This window comes from Aminobacter sp. J44 (assembly GCF_007829415.1).
Lineage (GTDB): Bacteria > Pseudomonadota > Alphaproteobacteria > Rhizobiales > Rhizobiaceae > Aerobium.
This window is the reverse complement of record NZ_VLJG01000025.1, coordinates 31,009-47,575: the sequence shown is the minus strand read 5'-3', so window position 1 is coordinate 47,575 and position 16,567 is coordinate 31,009. Positions and strand designations below refer to the sequence as shown.

Here is a 16,567-nt window from a genome sequence, read left to right as displayed (position 1 = left end):
CTCGCCATAAGCGGCGCCGGTGGCCGCACCCACCTCCATCTCCATCAACCGCTCGGCGGCAAAGCCGATCATCTCGCGCAGGAGATCGGCGTCGGGGGTCTTCTCCACCAGCGCGCGCAGGTTCATCATGTCGTCGGTCATCGGTGTTCCTTCCGGAAAGGGGTTGGTCTCGCAACCAGACCCTACCGGAAAGCGCCGATGACCGCCGCGCTACCCAGCTACACCACGTCCGGGGACGTCACCCCAGCGGGTTGCGGAAGCGGACCTTCAGCCCGAACCGACTTACCTTCAGGTTCGCGCCCTTATTGGCCATCTACAGGCGATCTGGACAGACGCTGAAACCGGACGTGACGTTTGACGAAGCGCGTTGACTTCGATGGGCCGGATCGAGACCTTCGCTATGCGCGCGCGTTGCCGATCATGACGATTCAGCTTCCGAGGATCTTCCGCCCCGCGATCTTGCCCTGAGGCCGACGGCCTGCAGGACCGCCTCCCATCGGTTTTCCGCCTTGTCGACTCCACCGAAATCGCCTCGCAAGGCCTTCAGCGCGTAGCGCTCCTGATCGATTTCCCTGGCGGTCCGGAATCCCAGCCGCCGGAGGACCGGCACAGGCGGGCACCAACCCTGAATGGCATGCTGCAGGAGGAATCCGCTCACCGCCATAGGGAGTGCAAGCCACCTGCGATCGGACGTCGCGCCGAGTATGACGCCCGCCAGGGCGAGTGCAGAGGCGTTGGCTTCAATCGCCCTTTCGATATCCCACTCGCGGTCGAGCGCCCGCAGGCGGTCGCCGATTTCTCCGCGATGGTCCGCGTAGTACCTGATGCTGGCTTCTGTCTCATGCCGAATGCGGCGATTGATGTCTTCCGCCGTCTGCGCCGGCACCCGTTCCGCGCTGGATGAGACCATGTCCGTCTCCTGGAGGGCCGTCCATCCGAACGTGGCAGACAGGGAGAACGTTCCCTCAGGCGGCTTTTCATCAGCAGCTTCGGTCGATTAGCCCAGGATCGCCCGCCCGCTTTGCCAGAGCATGTAGCCTGCCACCGCAAAGACGAGGAGCGCGAAAGCGGTGTTCAGAGCCCCCTTGCGGCTGCTGAGGCGCTGGGCGGCCACCGAACCGAGCATCCCGCCTGCCACTCCTCCCGCAATAAAAACGGCCGCCAGGGGCCAGTCGACCAGCCCGGAGAAGGCGTAGCTTGCTGCGGTCGTGAGGCCGAATGCCGTCACGGCCACCAGTGAGGAGCCGATCGCATTGAGCATCGGCATTCCGGTCGCGGCTATCAGGCCGGGCACGATCAGGAAACCCCCGCCGATCCCGAAGAAGCCGGAGAACAGGCCCGTCAGGCCGCCGGCGGCCAGAACCTTCGGCGCGTTGCCGCGGTCGCAGGCAGCGTCCGGAGTCCCTTCATGTCCGCGGCGCCTGAGCATGCCGATGCCGATCACCACCATCACGATCGCGAAGAGGAACAGGAGCTTCTGTCCGTCGAACGCCTTTCCCAGCGACGAACCGAGAGCGGCTCCGGCGATCCCGGCCACGCTGAACATCAGCGCACAGCGCCAGATCACATTGCCTTGCCGCGCGTGACTGACCAGGCCCGTGGCCGCATTTGCCGCGACGGCCAGCGCACTGGTGCCGATCGCCACATGAGGTACCGGCACTCCGACCAGGTAGACCATCAGCGGAACGGCGAGAATCGAGCCGCCACCGCCGAACAGCCCGAGCGAGAAGCCGACAAGGGACCCTGACAGCGCGCCCAGCAGGTACTGAAAAGGGTCGAGCATGGTGGAGCAGCCCTATACGTTGGAGGTCCGCGAGACGGCTTCGCCAATGAGCCGCGCCGTCCACATGCCAATGATCATCGCAGGGACAAAGGCAAGCGTGCCCGAGGCGCCGAGGCCGAGCGCGGTGAGTGCCGGTCCCGGGCAGAAGCCGCCGAGCCCCCAGCCGATGCCGAAGATCGCCGGGCCTGCGATCACCCGAGCGTCGATGTCGCTCCTGGTGGGCAGGTGAAAGCTGCCGCCCACGATGGGCTCGCCGCGCGCGAGCACCAGACGATAGCCCACGAAGGCGACGACGACCGCACCGCCCATCACGAAGGCGAGCGACGGGTCCCAGGTTCCGAAGAGGTCGAGGAAGTTGAGCACCTTGGCCGGATCCGCCATCCCCGAAATGACGAGGCCGATGCCGAAGAGGAGGCCGAGGCCGAGATTGACGAGAAAGGACATCCGATCAGCCTCCGATCACGTGGCGGACAAGGAAGACGGTGACGAAGGCGGTCGCCATGAAGACGCCGGTGGCCGCGAAGGAGCGTGGGGAAAGCCGCGACAGGCCGCACACGCCGTGTCCCGAGGTGCAGCCATCGCCCCAGACCGAACCGAAACCGACGAGAAGCCCGGCAGCGATCATCAACGGAACGTTCGAAGAGACGGTCTGGCCGACCGCTTCGCCCGTCGCCACGGCAATGACGAGGGGCGCGGCGATGAGGCCGACGACGAAGCCGAGCCGTGAAAGGAACGCGCCGTCCCCATAAGGCGGCAGGAGCCGACCGACGATGCCGGAGATGCCTGCTATGCGCCCTTCCCAGAGCATGAGAAGGACGGCTGAGAGGCCAATCGGTCGCGGACGGAGCGCTCGCCATCCACCAGCGCACAGACGATCATCAGGCGCGATGGATGAGCGAACTTCTTGAGGAATTCGGCAGCCTCGCCGGCGCTGGCAATGAGCTCTGCGGTCCGGGGAGCGAGTTCGCGCTTCATCGGTCGTCCCATGCTGCGCCCTGCAGCGCGTCGAGCGGGAATTTCAGGTAGCGGCGTCCGTTCGCCTCCGCTTCGGGCAGCCGTCCGCCATTCATGTTCACCTGCAGCGCGTGCAGGATGAGCTTCGGCATCGACAGGGTCTTGTCTCGGGACTCGCGCACCTTCACGAACTCTGCTTCGGTCTTGCACTTCGACATGTGCGTGTTCCTCGCCTTCTGCTCGGCAACCGTGGACTCCCACAGGGGCTTGCGGCCGCCGGGCTGGTAATCGTGTCCTGTGTAGATGCGGGTCTCGTCCGGCAGCGACAGGATCTCCATGATCGACCTGTAGAGCCGCGACGCGCTGCCGCCGGGAAAATCCGCCCGTGCGGTTCCCGAATCCGGCATGAACAGCGTGTCGTGCACGAAGGCGGCGTCGCCGATCACATAGGTGATGGACGCAAGCGTATGCCCGGGAGAGAACAGCACCCTGGCCGGGATGTTGCCCACCTGGAAGGTCTCGCCCTCTGCAAAGAGCTTGTCCCATTGGGAGCCATCAGCGGGGAAGTCGGGCCAGTTGTAGATGCCCTTCCACAGCTTCTGCACCTCGATCACCTTCTCGCCGATTGCGGTCGGCGCGCCGGTCTTTTCCTTGAGGTATTGGGCCGCCGAGAAGTGGTCGGCATGCGGATGGGTATCGAGGATCCACTTGACCTCGAATCCCTGCTCGTTCACGTAGGACAGGATCGCATCCGCGTTCCTGGTCGCGGTCGCCCCCGACTTCTCGTCGAAATCGAGGACAGGATCGACGATCGCGCACTTCTTCGTCTCCGGATCGGCGACGACATACTGGACGGAGAAGGTGCGCTCGTCGAAGAACCCCTTCACGAGCGGCTTGATCATGTTCATTGCAATAGCTCCGGGAAGATCAGGTCAGACGACTAGCGGCCATGCGCGTCGAGCCATTTGACGGCGCCGGAAAGGTCGAGACCGACGGATTGGCCGAACGGAACGACCTCGTTCTTGCCCATCCGGCCATCGAGAACCTCGCCAATGGCGTAGAGCATTGCGGAGCGCGTGCCCGTCTTGCAGTGGGCCAGCACGGGACCTTCCGCCTCGGAGAGCGCCTCCTGATAAGCCCGAACCTGCCTTTCGCTGATCTGTCCTGCAGTCACGGGGATGTGGGCGTAGGCAAGCTCCTGGCCTTCCGCGACCGAACGGCTGTCCGAGGCGCTGGGCTGACCGGGCTCCTCCCCATCCGGGCGGTTGTTGATGATCATCGCGAAACCTTGCGCTCTGGCCTGGCGGATATCGCTCGCCGTGACCTGCGGCGCGACATAAAGCTTCTCGGAAATCTGCTTCATGCGTTGGCTCCTCTGTGTGTAGTGGATTCAATCGGGTGATGACGATTAAATAGGAACGATTGCAAAATACTGCAATGATTGCTGTCAAAAATGGCCTGGAAGCGGACCTGGTCTGTCCATGGAAATGTGTGGCGGGAGCCGTCGCCGGGGCGTGAATCTGCAGGGCCGGAAGGCGTCTGATGATCCCTACGCAAGCTATGTCGCGCGGCGAAACCGCGGCCGCCTTACTCCGGCTTGCGAGCCACGAGGTCGATCAGAGCCGACATGCCGTCGTGGGCCGGACCTTCCCGTATCTCGGCATCGTAGGAATTGAGCTCGACGATCTCGAGGCTGTCGAAAGCATCCCGAAGCATCTCCTCGGTGTAGAGATGATCTGCGTCACGAGGACCGCCGGTGCCGTAGGCCAGTTGCTCCCGCCTATAGCCCTGCATCAACAGCGTTCCGCCGGGCGCCAGCGTTCTGATCATCCCGGCGAACATATCGTCCCGCAGTTGCGGGTCGGCGAACTGGATGAAGATGGCGACGACGAGATCGTACGCCGCGGCCGGCCACTGAAAATCGTTCATGTCGACGAGCCGGGTAGTGATCGAGACCTCGCGTCTCGCCGCAAGGTCTTCGGCCTTGCGCAGTGCCACCGACGAAGCATCGATCGACGTCACCGAGAGGCCCTGTTGCGCGAGCCACACGCCGTTGCGGCCTTCGCCATCGGCGACGGCCAAGGCGTTCTTGTGCAGCTTGATGCGATGAAGCTGGCTCTTCAGAAAGGCGTTCGGCTCCTCGCCAAACAAATAGTCAGGGCGGTCGTATCGGGCATCCCAGTCAGTCACCTCTCGTTTCCTTCTGCATGTCTCGGGCTAGCTGCGGCCCTGGCGCGTCTGCCGGACGGCCTCGCGGATCTGTCCCGGTGTCAGGGCGCCTCGATAAAGCCTGGCGCCGATCAGGAAGGAAGGCGTTCCCCGCAGAGAAAGCAGCCGCGCCTGCTCGCGGTTGCGTTGTAGCAGCGCGTCGATCTCTTCCAGGTGAACGTCCAGCGCATCACGAACCGCTCCGACGTCGACCCCCTGCGAGCGCATCGCATCATCGATCCTGCGATGCGTCAGAGGGGCCGTGATCTCCATCACCGCCGCGTGGGCTGTCTTGTAATGTCCGAGCCGTTCGGCTGCGAGCACCATCCGGGAGGCGTACATGGCCATGTCGCCATTGATCGGCCAGTCCTTCATCACCAGCCGGATGCCCCCGTCCTGTTCGACGATCTCCTTCAGGTCCGGGTGAAGCACCTTGCAATACGGACAGGCATAATCGAAGAACTCGGCGATCGTGACGTCGCCGTCAGGGTTTGCGAGCACGGGAAGGGCCGGGTCGAACAGGATCTCCGACAGGCCGACGCGACTGCGGGCGGCCGCGGCGCGTGGTAGAGGCGTCGCGACAAAGGCCGCCAGCAAGGCTCTCCTGCTGATCATCATTCGACAGCAGGGATGGACAGGGCCGCCGCCAGCCCGCGAGGCTTCCGGTTCTCCAATGTCAACGTGCCGTTCATGCGTGCCACAGCCTCCTTTGCGATGGCCAGACCGAGGCCGCTGCCGGAAGCAGACTTTGCCCGCCCGCGGAAGAACCGGTCGGTGGCGCGCGGCAGTTCGTCGACGGGAATGCCCGGTCCCTCGTCCTCCACCAGGATTTCGACTGCGCCGACGGCTTTGCGGGCGCTCACCAGAACAGGACCATCGGAATGGGTGAGAGCGTTCTCCAGGAGGTTTCGGAGGGAGAGCGCAAGAAGCACCGGATCGAAGCGCGCGGAGGGAGCGGGGCCACCCTCAATCCTCACCCGTTCTCCCGCGAACGGCAATTCCCCTGCAACCTGTCTGACGATCTCGACCGGGCTGGCCTCCTGCATCTCAGGAGTTCTGTCTCCCGCTTCGACGGCGGCGAGATCGAGCAATTGGCGGACCAGCCTCGACGTGCGGTCCACACCGGCGGCGATCTGCCGAAGAGCGTTTTCATGGACCTCACCGTCCTTGCTGGCGAGCGCCACCTGCGCCTGCGTCTTCAGGCCGGCCAGCGGCGTCTTCAGTTCGTGGGCAGCAAATGCGGTGAAGCTCTTTTCCCGGTCGCGGACATCCTCGACGCGCTGGAACAGTCCGTTGAGGGCGCGGACGGCAGGTGCGATCTCCTCAGGCAGGTTGTCATCGGCAAGCGGGCGCAGGTCGGTGGCCGGCCGCGACGACAGAGACTGCGCCATTCTGTCGAGAGGCGACATGCCGCGCCGGACGCTGACCCAGATGACGGCGGCCAGGAATGGCAGGATCAGCACCGCCGGAATCGCAAGCCCCTTTACGACGTCGCCCACAAGGCGGTCCCGCACGGCTATACTGTCTCCGACCATGACGCGCACGCCGAGCGCAGGGTTCTCGATTGCGTAAACGCGCCAGGTCTCGCCACCGACGACGCTCTCGGAGAAGCCGCTGCCTGCCTCGGTGAGCCGGCCGTCCGGCGCGTGTTCCGAACGCCCGACCAACCTCCCGTCCAGCGACCAGATCTGGCATGACAGCTGACGTTCGTAGGACGGGCCCTCGGTCTGGAATTCGGTTGCGGGCAGTTCATCGTCGCCGGCGAGCGCCGCCAGTTCGATCCGTCGCTCCGCCAGAAGGGAGTTGACCATGCGAGCGGCTTCGGTCAGCCGCGCATCCAGCACGCGCTCCACCTCGGCCTGCGTGCTGACGTAGATCCACGCCACCGCAAACAGCCACACCAGCCCGGTTGATGCGATGAGAATGGTGAGCAGCCTCGACCGGATCGACGTCACGCACGTTCCTCCGCGAGCCTGTAGCCAAGTCCACGAACCGTCCTTATGAACCCGCTCCCGAGCTTGGATCGCAGATTGTGGATATGGACTTCTACCGCGTTGCTCTCCACTTCCTCCTGCCACCCGTAAAGGGTCTCCTCAAGCATCGCCTTCGAAACGGTGGCGCCAGGCCGTTCCATGAGGGTGCGAAGGACTCCGAACTCCCGACGTGTCAGGGACACTGGCTCTCCTTCGAGGCTGACGGTCTGTCGCGCCGGGTCCAGAACCACGCCTCGCCAGGTGAGCTCGCCTGACGCCTGTCCCGCGCCACGGCGCGCCGCGGCGCGCACCCTGGCGGCGAGTTCGTCGAGGTCGAAGGGCTTGCCGACATAGTCGTCGGCGCCGGCGTCCAGTCCGGCTATGCGATCCTCCACCTGATCGCGCGCGGTGAGCAGCACCACCGGCGTCGCGTCCTTGCGCCTGCGAAGGAAGGCAAGCACGTCGAGACCCGAGCCATCCGGCAGCATCAGGTCAAGCACGACCGCGCCATAGCTGTGCGCCTGGAGGGCGGCGAAGCCGTCCTCGCAGGTGGCCACTGCATCGACCGTAAATCCCGCCAGCCCGAGGCCCGCGGAGAGCCCGTCGAGCAGCATCGGATCGTCTTCGACTACCAGTATCCGCATCTATCGGTTCCCGTAACAGGGTGCTCCTCAGCATCAGATAGTGCCCTTTCGGTGGCGCTCAGCCGACGAGCAGGTGCTCCATCGCCGGGTCGGGGATGACCACGATCGGGCTGCCGTCGCGGACCTCGTCATGAAGATGGATGATGTCCTGGTTGACCAGCCTGATGCATCCTGAAGACACCGCCTTGCCGATGCTGAATGCCTCCGGCGTGCCGTGGATGCGGTAAAGCGTATCCTTGCCGTTCTCGTGGATGTAGAGGGCGCGAGCGCCGAGCGGGTTCTTCAACCCGGGATCCATGCCGCCATTGGCGATGCTGTAGGGTTCGAGTTCAGGCTGGCGCGCGACCATCGAATCCGGCGGCGTCCAGCGCGGCCACTCGCGTCTGTAGGCCATGATCGCCCGCCCGGCCCATGAAAAGCCGTCGCGGCCGACGCCGATGCCGTAGCGGGTGGCGCGGCCATAGGGCTTGACGTGGTAGAGATACTTGCCCGGCGTGTCGACGATCAGCGTTCCCGGCTTCTCGTCCGTCGAGTAGTCCACCTCCGTGCGCCAGAACCGCTCATCGAGCTGCGTCACGTCGACGGCGGGAATCGGGAAGCGCTCGTGCGGCATCGCATAATACATCGGCGGCACGACCGGAGCGGGCGCGGGCGCCGGGGCAGGCGCGACGCTTGCTAGCGGCGCCTCGCGCGGGACCGCGACACAGCCGGATACGGCCATTGTGCCTAGTCCGACAAGGACCGAACGCCGTCCGACATTCCCGCTCCGCATCGCCGTTTCGCCCTTGGCTGCAACGGTTCCCATATCCTGCGTCATCTGCCGTACCTCTGCTGTTTCCGATGACGTTCCGAAGCCCTTCTACCTTAAGGCTGCCTTAAGCTGCGTCGCCCAGTTGCCCCCAAAAATGAGGTTCTGCCTCCGCCACGGGACGAAGGAGCGGGCGATGAAGAAGACAGCTGCGGGTATCCTGGCAGTGCTCGCGAGCCTTGGCATTGCGCTGACTGATGCGGCAGCCCAGGAGCCGCTTCCGGTCGATCAGGCCTTCGCGATCTCGGCGTCGGAAGGCCCGGGCGGATCGCTCTCCGTCGAATGGGATATCGCCGACGGCTATTATCTGTACCGGGACCGGATCGCGGCGCGGACCGCGGACGGGGCCGCGCTGACGGTCGAGACACCGTCGGGCCTCAAGAAGGACGACCCCAACTTCGGGCCCTCCGAGATCTACTACCGCCGTGCCGAGGCGGTGCTTTCCGAACCCGGGTTGGGGCCGGTCGAGATCACCTACCAGGGATGCCAGGAAGACGGCATCTGCTACGCTCCCGAGACACGGCTTGTGGATCCGGTCTCACTGGCGGTTTCGGACCCGGCTCCTCTCCATCCCGCGGTCGCCTGGCAATCGGAAGACGCCGCGCCCGCGGCAGTGGAGGGAGGATCTAGTGAAGTGGCGGGTTCCGCCGGTTTCGAACTTGCGGCGGATGAGGGCCTCGTCCAGTCTCTCCTTGGCGAGGGCGGGGCCTTCCTGCTGTTCGGCATGTTCGTGCTCTTCGGGCTGCTGCTCGCCTTCACGCCCTGTGTGTTCCCGATGTATCCGATCCTGGCCGGAGCCCTCGCCCGGGAAGGGGAGCGCCTGACGCCGGGCCGTGGCTTCCGCCTCTCGGCCGCCTACGCCATTGGCCTCGCATCAGCATTCGCGCTCCTCGGCGCGGCGGCCGGATGGTCGGGCCAGAACCTCCAGATGGTCCTGCAGTCTTCCTGGACCACAGGCGTGATCGTGGCCGTGTTCGTCGCGCTGGCGCTGTCCATGTTCGGGCTGTTCGAGCTGCAGCTCCCGTCGGCGTGGACGAGCTGGATTGCAGCGCGCACGAGCAGCCGCGGAGGATCGACGGGATCGGCCGCCATTCTCGGCTTCTCCTCGGCCCTCATCGTCGGCCCTTGTGTCACCGCACCGCTGGCAGGCGCGCTGCTCTACATCGCGCAGACGGGCGACACCGTGCTCGGCGCGGCCGCTCTCTTTGCCCTGGGAACAGGTAAGGGATTGCCACTCCTCGTTCTCGGTGCCTTTGGCGGCAAGGCGCTGCCGCGAGCGGGCGCATGGATGGAACAGGTCAAGCGCGCATTCGGCTTCGCCTTTCTCGGGACGGCGATCTGGCTGGCGACGCCCCTGCTGCCATCGGGTCTCGACCTGGCGCTCTGGGCCGTGCTGCTGATCGGGCTTGCGAGCTACCTGTTCTCGGCGGTTCTGCCACATGGCCTCGCGCTGACCGCAGGACGGGCGCTCGGAAGCATGTCGCTGATCCATGGCGCGATCCTGATGATCGGAGCCGCCGCGGGCGCGACCGACCCGCTCAAGCCCCTCGCCGTATTCGCCGATCGCGGGACGGCGCCCGCCGCCAGCAAGGAACTCGAATTCGCCTCGGTCGCCTCGACCGCCGACCTGCAGGCGAAGCTGGAGGGGGAGGATCGGCCGACGCTGGTCTACTTCACGGCCGACTGGTGCGTGACGTGCCGGGGGATCGAGCGCGGCGTGTTTCCCGACCAGGGCGTTCGGCAGGCTTTGTCGGGCTTCCAGCTCCTGAAGGCGGACGTGACCGACTTCGACACGCAGGACGCGGAACTGATGAAGCAACTGCGCGTGGCGGGTCCCCCGACCATGCTGTTCTTCGACGAGAAGTCCAGCGAGGTCGCCGCGACCCGACTGGTCGGCAGCGTGTCCGTCGATTCGCTGACGCGGTCGGCGGCTCGGCTGGAGGGCTTCTGAGATGAATGCGATCACGCTTGGCCCCCTCGTCATAGCAGCCGACCAGTTCGCTGTCCTCCTGGGCATCTTCACCTTCACGCTCGTCACAGGGATGATGACGCGCAGGGTCGACCGCCGCTTCCACACCTGGTCATGGTGGGTGCTTTTCGGCGGGATCGCGGCCGCCCGTCTTGGGCACGTGGCTCTTCATTGGCAGAGCTTTGCCGCAGAACCGCTGCGCATCTTCGCCCTGTGGCAGGGAGGCTTCCACCTGCCGACCGCACTTGCCGCGATCGCGCTCAGCATCGTCCTCGTCCTGCGAGGCGCCCGTTTGCGTCTATGGGCTCTGCTGCCCGTGGCGCTCGCCCTCGTGGTCTGGAACACGGCAACGCATCTGACCGGAGGAACGCAGGCGATCGCGCTCCCGGCGAGCGCGTACCGGACGCTTGACGGCGACGTCTATTCGCTCACCGAAGCGCCGGGGAAGCCGATGGTCATCAATCTCTGGGCGACCTGGTGCCCGCCGTGCCGGCGCGAGATGCCGATGATGGCCGAACTGGCAGGATCCATGGACGAAGCGGAGTTCGTGTTCGCCAATCAGGGCGAGAGCCGCGACGCGATCGACCGCTACCTTGCCGAGAATGGAATAGCGCTTGACCACGTGCTGCTCGACTCGTTCGGCGAGCTCGCCCGCCACTATGGCGCGCCAGGGCTGCCGGCGACGCTGTTCGTCGGCGCCGACGGAGTGCTGAGCCACGCGCATCTCGGCGAGATCTCGCGCGAAACGCTGCAGTCGCGGATTTCCGGACTGCTCACCCGACAAGACTGACAAGGAGAAGAAACATGCTGAACAGAAGAGACCTCTTGAAGGCAACCGCCGTGGGCGCCGCCACGCTAAGCTTCCCGCTAGCTGCCCTTGCGCAAGTGCAGTTGACGGTAGAGGAGGTCCTGTTCGATCCGGAAATTCCGGTCCTGGGAAATCCCGACGGGGATGTGACGGTCGCCGAGTTCTTCGACTACCAGTGCCCCTTCTGCAAGCGCGGCCACAAGGACCTGCTGGACGTGGTGGAGCAGGACGGCAACGTCCGTCTGGTGATGAAGGACTGGCCGATCTTCGGCCTGGCTTCCGTTCATGCCTCGAGCCTGGTGCTGGCCGCCGGCGAGGACTACGAGAAAGCCTTGAACGCGGTGATGGCGACCCCGGGCAGGCTCGCCAAGGAGGATGTCGACGCCGCCATCGCAGGCGCGGGTCTTGACCCGGAAGCGCTGTGGCAAGCCTTCCGGAAGGATATGGACCGCGTCGACGGGATCCTTGCCCGCAACATGGACCAGGCCAATGCCTTCGGCTTCGGCGGCACGCCCGCCTTCATCATCGGCACCCGCATCTACAGCGGCGCGATGGATCGACAGGCGCTCGTCGACGCCATCGCCGCGGCGCGCGAAAGCTGAGCATGGAGGAGGCGGCCAGCAAAGCCAGCCAGCGACTACGGCTCCCCGTACGGCAGCTATCGGGAATGCTCTGATTGCTGCCGGACGTCAGATATTAAGGTCGGATTCAGAATGGCAGCTTGTTATGAATCATCGCCGAAACCTGACTATCCGGTATCGGCCCCGGCTCTGTCGTCCGCCGCAACCAGCGCGAACGGCAGGTTTTCAGACGGCGTTGGAACCCACTCCGAACGGCGACAATTAGGGTCGCGAGCGGAAGAGGCAAATTTTGCCTGGTGGGCTCATTAGAAAGGGTAGCTTACCGCGTGGTACTCCCATAAACCGGACAGTCCTCTTCCGGCCGCCCTAGCGGAACCGCTGAAAATTGCGTCGCCTGCCGAGGGACGTGGAAAGTCTCGAGAACGTCGACAAGATAGGTATCGGCGCCCGGAATCCTGCGCAGTGGGATCCCGGCATCCAGCGCCCGCTGGATGTTCTCGCGGATGATCGAGCCAACCAGCCTCGAGCGCGTGTCGAGTTCCGGTTCGAGTGCGGCGTTGCACTCACAACTCAATAATCAGGATAGCCTCTCACGAAACGAGGGGGCATTGACAGGGGTCAAAACACATTTGTCATCGAAGCGCGTTCAGGATAACCGCGACGTCGATCGCCTCCTGCAACAAGGCGTGAGCGCACTTGCGGGACCCGTTTCAGGGTCAGCGCTTCCGCACCTTGATGGTGCGCCGCTTCCCGACCGAGCGCCCGCTCCTTCGGCGCGACAGTGACACCGAACTTGACAACTGCCGCAGCAATGGATGGGACGATCATCAAGTGTTTGACGTCGAGCACATGCCTATGAGCGCGTGACGATGTCGGAAGTCCACCTCCCTACGGCGGCCACCACTGTGCCGAGGACGGTGCCAGCAAAACAAACAGCGATGAGGCGCGACAGAGGGACCTGGACGGCCGTTTCTGGCTCGGTCCGGGAGCGGATCAAATCAAATGCCTTTTTTATCCCGCAGTGTGAACGCGGCGATGGCGGTCCAGATGCCGGTGCGCAGGATCATCGCGCCCATAGTGCGCGCCTCCCAGGTGCTGCCCAACCAGACGTGCCACAGGAAGGCAACAAAGACGGCCGACGTCGCCACGGCAATGCCGAGCGAAAGCGCTGGTGCCCAGGTTGCGCCGCGCCACAGCCCGATTCCGGCCAGAACATAAGCAAAACCCGCACTAAAGTTGAACCACAACACGAAGGGCACCACGGCGCCCATGTCTACGCCTCCGAACAGCGCCCTGCTGCCCGAAACGACGGTAAGCACCCCGAAGATCACCGCGACGCAGGCGGTGACGGTCAGGGCTAGGGGTCTTGCGGGCATGGGACACCTTCGGATCAGACGGTGGCAAGGCGGCCGTCGCGCAAGTGGATGAGACGATCGAAACGATCGAAGATCTTCTCGTCGTGGGTGACGGTGACGATGCAGGCCTCCTGCTCGACAGCAAGCTTTCGCATGAGGTCCATCACCAGTCCGGCCCGCGCGCTGTCGAGCGCGGCCGTGGGTTCGTCGGCCAGAATAATGCGGGGACGGTTGGCGAGTGCGCGGGCGATAGCGACGCGCTGCGCCTCACCTCCTGAAAGCAGCGCGGGCTTAACTGCGGCGCGGTGACCGACTTCCAGATAGTCCAGCAGTTCGCGCGCCCGTGCCCGGCCTTTGTCGGCAGTCCAGCCGGCGAGGTACAGCACGACTGCCATATTCTCCTCTGCCGTTAGAAAAGGCAGGAGGTTGTGAGCTTGAAAGATGAAGCCGATCTTGTCGAGCCTTAGACGCCTGAGATCGCGCCGAAGCCACCTTCCGTCGAACACCGGCTCACCATCGAGTACCACTCGTCCAGCCGACGGGGCAAGGATGCAGCCGATGATGTTGAGCAACGTCGTCTTGCCGGAACCGGACGGTCCAAGCAGTGCGATCACCTCGCCGGCGCGTACCTTGAGGTCGACCGAGCGCAGCGCATCGACGCGGGTCTCGCCCTCGCCGAAATGCTTGGCTACGTCCGAGACCTCTATGAGCGTATCGCTGAGCGCCATCTCAACTTCCGAGCGCAGTGGCCGGGTCGACCTTCATCGCCGCCCGCACACCGAGCGCGGAGGACAGCAGGCAGACTGCGGCGATAATCCCGGCCAGAACCACGGCGTTAAGCGGCTCCAGCACCACGCGACGGGGAAAGTAGTCTTTGACCGTCACGATCAGCATCAGGCCGATGGCCCAGCCCGAGGCACCAAGGATCAGCGCCTGCTCTACGATCAGCGCGATGATGGTTCGGTCGGGCGCGCCGATCAGCTTCAGCGTGGCGATCTGTTTCAGCTTCTCCATAGTCATTGTATAGATGATGAGTGCGATCACCACGGCGCTGACGGACAGCAAGATGGTGAGGAACAGCCCGATCTGGCGGCGTGCCTTGTCCACCACGGAGGCAAGCAGCAGTTCCTCCTGTTCGCTCTGGGTCATCGCCGCGAGGTGCTTCCACTGGCGCACGGTAGCGGTCAGCAGATCGACGTCGGCGCCCGGCGCGATACGAGCGATGACGGCGGCAACGGACGCCGCCTTGACGGAGACTGACCCGCGTGCGGCCTGCACCCGCTGGGCAGCCGGGTCGAGTTCGGTCTGTAGCGCCATTGCATCCGAAAGCGTCACAAAGACCGCCGGATCGCCACCCGAGTTCATCGCGCCTTCGACGAGTCCGACCACGGCGAAGCGGGCGCGTCCCAGCCGAATCGTCTCGCCGGGCTGAAGGCCCGTCTTGCGGTCGGCGACCAGCTCGAAATGGCCGACGCCGATGCCGCGCCCCTCGACGATTCGCTGCGGCCCGCCCGGGCGGCAGGGCTCATAGCCGACGACATAGAGCCTGAGCGTGCGCCCTGCATGAAGCGCCTCGACGTTCTGGTAGTTGATCGCGCCGACTTCAGCCACGCCGGGCATGCGCGCGACCGCGTCTCGCGTGTCGGCAGGAATGCTGGACGCTTCCGCAAATGGCCCCTTAGTTCCGGCCTCCACCACCCAGACATCGGCCGCTGGACCCTTCACAACGGCCAGCGCGTCCGAGACAAGACCGTTGTAGATGCCGATCATCGCCAGCACGACCGTCATAAGCAATCCCAGCCCGAAGCAGGTCAGCACGAAGCGGAACAGCCCGTGGCGGATGTCCTTGAGCGCGAGGTTCATGGCCCCTCGCCCACGCGGGTGCGCCGGCCTTCGGCCGCGCCCGCAGGCGGCCGGGCGACAATGGCCGCGGCGTCGGGCAGGTCGCCCGTCACCTCGACGCGGCCGCGGTCGTCGCGGGCGCCGAAGGTCAGCTCCACCCGGGCGAGGCGACCGTCCTGCACCGTCCACACCGTGCCGCGATGGCCGTCGATGCCGATGCGGGTGACGGTGCCGTGGAATTCGGCAGAAGGCTGCGACCTCAGTCGGATGGTGCCCGGCTGGCCAAGGGCAAGCTGACCGGCGCGCTCTTCATCGACATAGGCTTGTATCCAGACAGACTGTGGGTTGATCAGAGTGAAGATTGGATCTCCGGCCTTCACGACTGCGCCTGGCTCGGCATGGCGGGTGACGACCAGCGCATCGTATGGTGCAACAAGCACATGGTGGGCGAGAAGAACTTCCTCCTGGCGCAGAGCTGCCGCTGCGTCTAGGCCCTGCGCCCGGATTACCGCCACGTCCGCTTCGGCGACCGCGACATCGGCGCGGGCTACCTCTTCGTCACGTTGTGCCTCCTCCGCGCGCTGGATCGAGGCAATATCACGCTGCACCAATCCCTGCTGGCGACGGTTCGTCGCTTCACGCTCGGCCAGTACCGCGTGGGCGCGCATGACCGCCGCCGCGGCCTTCGCAAGAGTGGCCTCGTTCGCCGCTATTGCGGCGCGAGCGCGAGCGACACGCGCCTCTTGCTCTGCGGAGTGAAGGATAGCGAGTTCCTGCCCTTTCGTCACACTGTCCCCCGAGTCGGCAGAAAGCGCGGTGAGGGCGGCGCCGACCTCGAAGCCGACGCGGCTGAGGATCCGCGCTTCGACGGTGCCGAGCCCGTATACGCGAAGGATCACACCACGTTCGGGCTGAACGATCGTGACTGCGAGAGGGCCTTTGGTGAAGAACAGGGAACCAGCCCCGACAGCCATTGCAAACAGGACACCCAAAAGCCAGACGCGCCGCATCCCTTTTCTCCTTCCATAGCGACATCGCTGTGAATGCCTGTTTCCTCGCCCACACCGATCTCGCGGGAACAGGCTCTGAAAGGCCAGATGCGCCTCTGCCGCACGATCTTAAAGCAGACCCAGGTCACGCGCGGGCGAGTGCCGCGGCAATTGCGTCCACGTCATGTCCAGTGAGATCTTTGGCGAGGGTCCCCGCCAGCCGCGCCGTCAATGCGTCGTGAAAATAGCGACGCATCTCGCCAAGCGTTCTGGGATCGGCAACTTCGAACAGCCTTTCGACAGCGCCGCCGAGAACCTGCCGATTAAGATAGGCGGCCGCAGCGGCGGCGAAATCGTCTTCGCGAAGTCGCGCCTCGTCAGGGTTGGCAGCGGCGCTCCTGTGACGTGCTCCTGATCCACCGTTGGCGCCTTTGACGTCGGGGTCAGCTAGCGCAGTAAGATCGATTCGGGGTTCATGGCCTTTATTGTGGAACAGGCGCAACTTTTCACCGTCTACCACTGCGACCGTCGTTCCGTTCGGCAAGATCATTTCTTTCCTCTTTCATCTACCGGACTGGATATTGGAGCTTTACGCCACACGTTCACAGTTCGGGCCTTGGCAATAGTTTTATGATAGCGTCCCAAGATCCGAG

20 protein-coding genes and 1 pseudogene are annotated in these 16,567 nt (G+C 64.8%); 3 read left to right on the top strand and 18 right to left on the bottom strand.

What is annotated here, in order from left to right:
* The 13 genes and pseudogenes from L610_RS11615 to L610_RS11555 form a co-directional block, all read right to left on the bottom strand.
* Positions 1-141, bottom strand: a pseudogene (locus L610_RS11615) (IS256 family transposase); the annotation flags it as partial.
* 277 nt (positions 142-418) lie between these two features.
* The gene (locus L610_RS11610) at positions 419-910 is read right to left on the bottom strand and encodes a DUF2892 domain-containing protein (RefSeq protein ID WP_144705264.1); all 492 of its coding nucleotides are present in this window, start codon (positions 908-910) and stop codon (positions 419-421) included.
* Between the two features lie 87 nt (positions 911-997).
* The gene (locus L610_RS11605; protein WP_144705262.1) at positions 998-1,783 is read right to left on the bottom strand and encodes a sulfite exporter TauE/SafE family protein; all 786 of its coding nucleotides are present in this window, start codon (positions 1,781-1,783) and stop codon (positions 998-1,000) included.
* A gap of 12 nt (positions 1,784-1,795) precedes the next feature.
* Positions 1,796-2,227, bottom strand: coding sequence for a DUF6691 family protein (locus tag L610_RS11600; protein ID WP_144705260.1), 432 nt, complete (start codon positions 2,225-2,227; stop codon positions 1,796-1,798).
* 4 nt (positions 2,228-2,231) lie between these two features.
* Complete coding sequence (locus L610_RS11595; RefSeq protein WP_144705258.1) at positions 2,232-2,591, bottom strand: YeeE/YedE family protein; 360 nt, start codon at positions 2,589-2,591, stop codon at positions 2,232-2,234.
* Complete coding sequence (locus L610_RS11590) at positions 2,570-2,758, bottom strand: hypothetical protein (protein WP_371713049.1); 189 nt, start codon at positions 2,756-2,758, stop codon at positions 2,570-2,572. Before L610_RS11590 ends, L610_RS11595 begins: the two co-directional genes overlap by 22 nt.
* Positions 2,755-3,645 (bottom strand): MBL fold metallo-hydrolase, encoded by an 891-nt coding sequence (locus tag L610_RS11585; RefSeq protein WP_144705256.1) that lies wholly within the window; start codon positions 3,643-3,645, stop codon positions 2,755-2,757. Before L610_RS11585 ends, L610_RS11590 begins: the two co-directional genes overlap by 4 nt.
* 32 nt (positions 3,646-3,677) lie before the next feature.
* Positions 3,678-4,100: a TIGR01244 family sulfur transferase gene (locus tag L610_RS11580; RefSeq protein ID WP_144705254.1), complete on the bottom strand. Its 423-nt coding sequence runs from the start codon at positions 4,098-4,100 to the stop codon at positions 3,678-3,680.
* Between the two features lie 224 nt (positions 4,101-4,324).
* Positions 4,325-4,927, bottom strand: a complete 603-nt coding sequence (locus L610_RS11575) for a cyclopropane-fatty-acyl-phospholipid synthase family protein (protein ID WP_144705252.1) — start codon at positions 4,925-4,927, stop codon at positions 4,325-4,327.
* A gap of 27 nt (positions 4,928-4,954) precedes the next feature.
* A complete protein-coding gene (locus L610_RS11570) occupies positions 4,955-5,542 on the bottom strand; it encodes a DsbA family protein (RefSeq protein WP_186441435.1) in 588 nt (195 codons plus the stop codon).
* A gap of 17 nt (positions 5,543-5,559) precedes the next feature.
* A complete protein-coding gene (locus L610_RS11565; RefSeq protein WP_144705248.1) occupies positions 5,560-6,900 on the bottom strand; it encodes an ATP-binding protein in 1,341 nt (446 codons plus the stop codon).
* The gene (locus L610_RS11560) at positions 6,897-7,562 is read right to left on the bottom strand and encodes a response regulator (protein ID WP_144705246.1); all 666 of its coding nucleotides are present in this window, start codon (positions 7,560-7,562) and stop codon (positions 6,897-6,899) included. The genes L610_RS11565 and L610_RS11560 overlap by 4 nt, the downstream gene beginning before the upstream one ends.
* A gap of 58 nt (positions 7,563-7,620) precedes the next feature.
* Positions 7,621-8,367, bottom strand: a complete 747-nt coding sequence (locus L610_RS11555; RefSeq protein ID WP_371713050.1) for a L,D-transpeptidase — start codon at positions 8,365-8,367, stop codon at positions 7,621-7,623.
* Positions 8,368-8,506: 139 nt separating this feature from the next.
* On the opposite strand from L610_RS11555, the gene dsbD reads away from it, so the two are divergent.
* The 3 genes from dsbD to L610_RS11540 are packed head-to-tail and all read left to right on the top strand — an operon-like array spanning position 8,507 to position 11,749.
* Entirely contained in the window at positions 8,507-10,321 is a 1,815-nt protein-coding gene (gene dsbD / locus L610_RS11550) for a protein-disulfide reductase DsbD (RefSeq protein WP_144705244.1), read from the top strand.
* A gap of 1 nt (position 10,322) precedes the next feature.
* On the top strand, positions 10,323-11,129 hold the full coding sequence (locus tag L610_RS11545; RefSeq protein ID WP_144705242.1) for a TlpA disulfide reductase family protein: 807 nt from the start codon (positions 10,323-10,325) through the stop codon (positions 11,127-11,129).
* Positions 11,130-11,143: 14 nt separating this feature from the next.
* On the top strand, positions 11,144-11,749 hold the full coding sequence (locus tag L610_RS11540) for a DsbA family protein (RefSeq protein WP_144705239.1): 606 nt from the start codon (positions 11,144-11,146) through the stop codon (positions 11,747-11,749).
* 977 nt (positions 11,750-12,726) lie between these two features.
* Here L610_RS11540 and L610_RS11535 read toward each other — a convergent pair.
* The 5 genes from L610_RS11535 to L610_RS11515 form a co-directional block, all read right to left on the bottom strand.
* The gene (locus L610_RS11535; RefSeq protein ID WP_144705237.1) at positions 12,727-13,104 is read right to left on the bottom strand and encodes a hypothetical protein; all 378 of its coding nucleotides are present in this window, start codon (positions 13,102-13,104) and stop codon (positions 12,727-12,729) included.
* Positions 13,105-13,118: 14 nt separating this feature from the next.
* Entirely contained in the window at positions 13,119-13,811 is a 693-nt protein-coding gene (locus L610_RS11530; protein WP_144705235.1) for an ABC transporter ATP-binding protein, read from the bottom strand.
* A 1-nt stretch (position 13,812) separates the two neighbouring features.
* The gene (locus L610_RS11525) at positions 13,813-14,946 is read right to left on the bottom strand and encodes an ABC transporter permease (protein WP_144705233.1); all 1,134 of its coding nucleotides are present in this window, start codon (positions 14,944-14,946) and stop codon (positions 13,813-13,815) included.
* The gene (locus L610_RS11520) at positions 14,943-15,935 is read right to left on the bottom strand and encodes an HlyD family secretion protein (protein WP_144705231.1); all 993 of its coding nucleotides are present in this window, start codon (positions 15,933-15,935) and stop codon (positions 14,943-14,945) included. Before L610_RS11520 ends, L610_RS11525 begins: the two co-directional genes overlap by 4 nt.
* 124 nt (positions 15,936-16,059) lie before the next feature.
* Complete coding sequence (locus tag L610_RS11515; RefSeq protein WP_144705229.1) at positions 16,060-16,464, bottom strand: host attachment protein; 405 nt, start codon at positions 16,462-16,464, stop codon at positions 16,060-16,062.
* Between the last annotated feature and the right edge of the window lie 103 nt (positions 16,465-16,567).